This is a genomic window from Streptomyces achromogenes subsp. achromogenes, assembly GCF_000720835.1.
GTDB lineage: Bacteria > Actinomycetota > Actinomycetes > Streptomycetales > Streptomycetaceae > Streptomyces > Streptomyces achromogenes.
In genome coordinates this window covers 1-324 of record NZ_JODT01000115.1, presented here as the reverse complement: position 1 = coordinate 324, position 324 = coordinate 1, and the positions used below count along the sequence as shown (strand labels likewise).

Below are 324 nucleotides of genomic sequence, written 5' to 3'. Positions count from 1 at the left end.
CCGGCACGTGGAGACGCAGTGCCTGGCCGACAAGCACGGCAACGTCGTCGTGGTCTCCACCCGCGACTGCTCCCTGCAGCGCCGCCACCAGAAACTCGTGGAGGCCCGCCTGCAGGTCGAACACCCCGTCACCGAGGAAGTCGCCGGCATCGACCTGGTGCGCGAGATGTTCCGCATCGCCGACGGCGAACCCCTCGGCTACGACGACCCGGTACTGCGCGGACACTCCTTCGAGTTCCGCATCAACGGCGAGGACCCGGGCCGCAACTTCCTGCCCGCCCCCGGCACCGTCACCGCCTTCGACGCCCCCACCGGCCCCGGCGT

The 324-nt window shown here is 71.0% G+C and carries 1 protein-coding gene; it reads left to right on the top strand.

The window, feature by feature from the left end; translation table 11 throughout:
- Window positions 1-324 (top strand): ATP-binding protein (locus IH25_RS0136955; protein ID WP_037656494.1); only part of this gene is annotated, 324 nt, incomplete at both ends.